This is a genomic window from Terriglobales bacterium, assembly GCA_035624475.1.
Lineage (GTDB): Bacteria > Acidobacteriota > Terriglobia > Terriglobales > Acidobacteriaceae > DASPRL01.
The window spans coordinates 1-2974 of the sequence record DASPRL010000066.1 but is presented as its reverse complement, the minus strand read 5'-3'; the positions used below and the strand labels follow the sequence as shown (position 1 = coordinate 2974).

General features: G+C 66.4%; 6 protein-coding genes. 2 read left to right on the top strand and 4 right to left on the bottom strand.

What is annotated here, in order from left to right; genetic code table 11:
• The coding region (locus VEG08_02950) for an aminotransferase class V-fold PLP-dependent enzyme (GenBank protein HXZ26939.1) at positions 1–492 on the bottom strand (492 nt) is incomplete at its 3' end.
• Between the two features lie 45 nt (positions 493–537).
• A complete protein-coding gene (locus VEG08_02945) occupies positions 538–1011 on the bottom strand; it encodes an SUF system Fe-S cluster assembly regulator (GenBank protein HXZ26938.1) in 474 nt (157 codons plus the stop codon).
• A 343-nt stretch (positions 1012–1354) separates the two neighbouring features.
• Here VEG08_02945 and VEG08_02940 point away from each other — a divergent pair, with 343 nt between their 5' ends.
• Entirely contained in the window at positions 1355–1504 is a 150-nt protein-coding gene (locus tag VEG08_02940; protein ID HXZ26937.1) for a hypothetical protein, read from the top strand.
• Between the two features lie 129 nt (positions 1505–1633).
• Positions 1634–2014 (top strand): response regulator, encoded by a 381-nt coding sequence (locus VEG08_02935; protein HXZ26936.1) that lies wholly within the window; start codon positions 1634–1636, stop codon positions 2012–2014.
• Positions 2015–2027: 13 nt separating this feature from the next.
• On the opposite strand, the gene VEG08_02930 is transcribed toward VEG08_02935, so the two are convergent.
• Positions 2028–2570, bottom strand: a complete 543-nt coding sequence (locus VEG08_02930) for a hypothetical protein (protein HXZ26935.1) — start codon at positions 2568–2570, stop codon at positions 2028–2030.
• 18 nt (positions 2571–2588) lie between these two features.
• Positions 2589–2974: hypothetical protein (locus VEG08_02925; protein HXZ26934.1), on the bottom strand; the 386-nt coding region annotated here is incomplete at its 5' end.

The following is a 2974-nucleotide window of genomic DNA, read 5'->3' as shown; positions in this document are numbered from 1 at the left end:
GATGGTGACCAGGATGGTCTTGTCGTCCAGGGCGCGCTTGAGGTCATCCAGGTCAATCAGCCCATCTTTTTGTAACGGCAGGTAGGTCACGCGATAGCCGTACTTCTCCAGGCGCTTGCAGGTGTCGAGCACCGCCTTATGCTCGGTGACCGCCGTGATGATGTGATTGCCCTTTTCTTTGTACATCTCCGCGACCCCCTTGATGGCGAGGTTGTCGCTCTCGGTGGCGCCGGAGGTGAAGATGATCTCCTTGGAGGTGGCGCCCACCAGCTTGGCGATGCGCTCGCGGGCCTCTTCCACGCCGGCCTCGGCCTGCCACCCGAACTCGTGGTTGCGGCTGGCGGCGTTGCCGAACTTCTCGGTGAAGTAGGGCAGCATCTCTTGCAGCACCCGCGGGTCGATGGGGGTGGTGGCGTGGTTATCCATGTAGACGGGGAGCTTGACCCCGGCGGGGGGCTGGTGGTTGCCGCTGTGTTCCTGATTCGTGCTCATATCCGCTCCTTCGAATGCCTGGCGGCCGCGTGGGCCGCGCGATCTTCAAGCCAGCGTGACCAATTCCGCCGGCACCGGTTTCTCTTCCACTTCCAGGGCGCGGCGCTGGCGGGCGGCGTCGCGGGCCATGTCGGCGATGGAGATGCGCTCCAGCACCTGCTGGATGCTCTCGTTGACCATGCGCAGGGGCTCGCGCACGGTGCAGCGCGGGCTCTGCTCGCACTCGCCATCCACCTTGAAGCAGGAGGTGATGAAGAGCTGGCCGTCGATGGCCTTGATGACCTCGAAGGCGCTGATGGAGCGGGCGTCGCGGGCCAGCACGTAGCCGCCGTTGGTCCCGTGGTGCGAGATGAGCAACCTGCCGCGCACCAGCCTCTGCAGGATCTTGGCCAGCGCCTCCTGGGGGATGCCATAGGCCTCGGCCAGGTCCTTGGCGCTGCACGAGCCCTCGCTGGCATGCTCCGCCAGGTGCTTCATGGCGATCAAGCCGTAGTCCGCCTTCTTGGTCAGCTTCAGCATGGTGTACCGCCGGCTATACCCGACTGTTTCGGTCGTATATGATTTTAGATGCAGGGGAGGGTGGAAAGCAACACTATCGGCTGAACGGTGGGAATTGGCCAGTCAACGGTAAGTCTTATGGGCTGAGCAGGTTAGGTATATACGGCGGGGAAGGTCGGAATTCGACTCAGGGGCCCGAAGCTGAGCACTTGACTTCCTTTGCCTGCGGGCTAGAATACCGGCAAGTTTCCGGCTGCAGTTCCGGATATGCGTCCAGGTGATGGTTCCCCAGCCCCGAACCCACGACCCGATCTTCGGGTCCGGCTCGCCCCGCCTCGAGTCTCCCACAGGGAAGAGAGTCGGCATGGATCCGTGTAAGCACCCGCGCGTGCGCGTCGTGACTCGGGAAAAGAAATCCGAGTTCGTGGAGTGCCTGGAATGTGGCGAGGTCTTTGAAGCCAGCGAGTTCAAGGACATGGCCAACGAAGAGCGCACCGGCACCGACGAAGGCTGAGCCGCTTTGGTCCCTTCCGGCCCCGATGGTCCCTGACCCGATGTGCGCCCCGCAGGTTACCTCCGTGCCTTGTGGGGCGCGCGGCGGGTCTGCTACCTTGGGCGCCTCCCCAGGAAGGTGAAGACCCTCATGCCGCGCCTGGCCCTGGTTGTGGACGACTCCATGCTGATCCGCCATACCGTCTGCCGCTTCCTGGAGGATTGCGGCTTCGAGGTGGAGAGCGCGACCGACGGGGTGGAGGCGCTGGAGATGCTGACCCACCTCGAGCCCAGCCTGATCATCACCGACCTGCAGATGCCCCAGATGAGCGGCGGAGAGCTGATCGCGGCGCTGCAGGCGCGGCCGCAGACGGCCTCCATCCCCATCGTGATCCTGGCGGGGCGCAAGAGCGGGCCTGAGCCTCCCGAGGCGCGGCACGCCCGCTTCGTGGTGTACAAGGACATCGACATCGACCAGCAGTTGGGCAAGGCGCTGGCGGCGCTGGGGTTTGACCCGCCAGCGCCGCGCTGAGCCGGGTGGGGCCTCACTTCATCCTGGTGGCCGTGACCTCGATCTGGTAGCTGCGGGTGGAGTCCACGTCATCGAGAGTGCCGATGATGGTGGGCTTGCCCGGGGTCAGCACCGAGGTGATGGAGGCACGCGCCTGGCGGGTGACCGGAGCGCCCGGCAGGGCCAGCTCACCGCCGGTGACCACGCTGCTCATCTCCACCGAGGTCTCCAGCACCACCCCGTTGTCCTGCTCGCGCAGGCTGCAGTCCAGGTTCATCCCGACGGACATGTACTGGATGTGTTTTTGGTCGCCCGAGACGGTGGAGTCCGCGGCCACCGGCACCTGCCGGCCCACGCGCACCTGGCAGCCATGGCGCCCCGCTTGCGTGCTTACGAAGTACCGGCGCTCGTTGATGCGTTTGCCGTTGTCCAGCTCCTGGATCACGTAATCCAGGCGATAGACCGCGGGCTCCGGCTTGACCTCGGGCTTGCTTTCCTGCGCCGCCGCGACCGCCGGCCAGAGCAGGAAGGCCACAGCCGCCATCACCAACCACTTCAGGATCGTTCGGTTCATCATTTCCTCCTTGTTTGATCTCTAGCGTACCGGGGCCGGCTGGTTGCCGTCGGGATTCAGCGGCGAGATCTCCAGCGGGTCGATCTTGATCTCGGCCATGGGCTGGCCGCTGGTCTTGGCCTGCTGGGCCGCGGCTTGGGGCTGGGAGTGCACGTAGGCCAGCAGCAGGCGGTCCTGCTCGCTCAGGGCCTGCGGCGCCGGGAACTGGGGCAGGCGCGCGGCCGCCACCGCTGCCCGGGGAGCGGCCTGGGCGCGCGCTCCGACCCGCGGCTTGGTCTGCGCCGCAGCCTTGACCACAGGCGGCGGGGCCGGCGTGGGGAGGGATGGGCTGGGCGCTACCGCGACCACCACCGGCGGCGCCGGCGCCTGCGTCCGGGGGCGCGCCAGGTAGAGCCCGCCGGCGATCA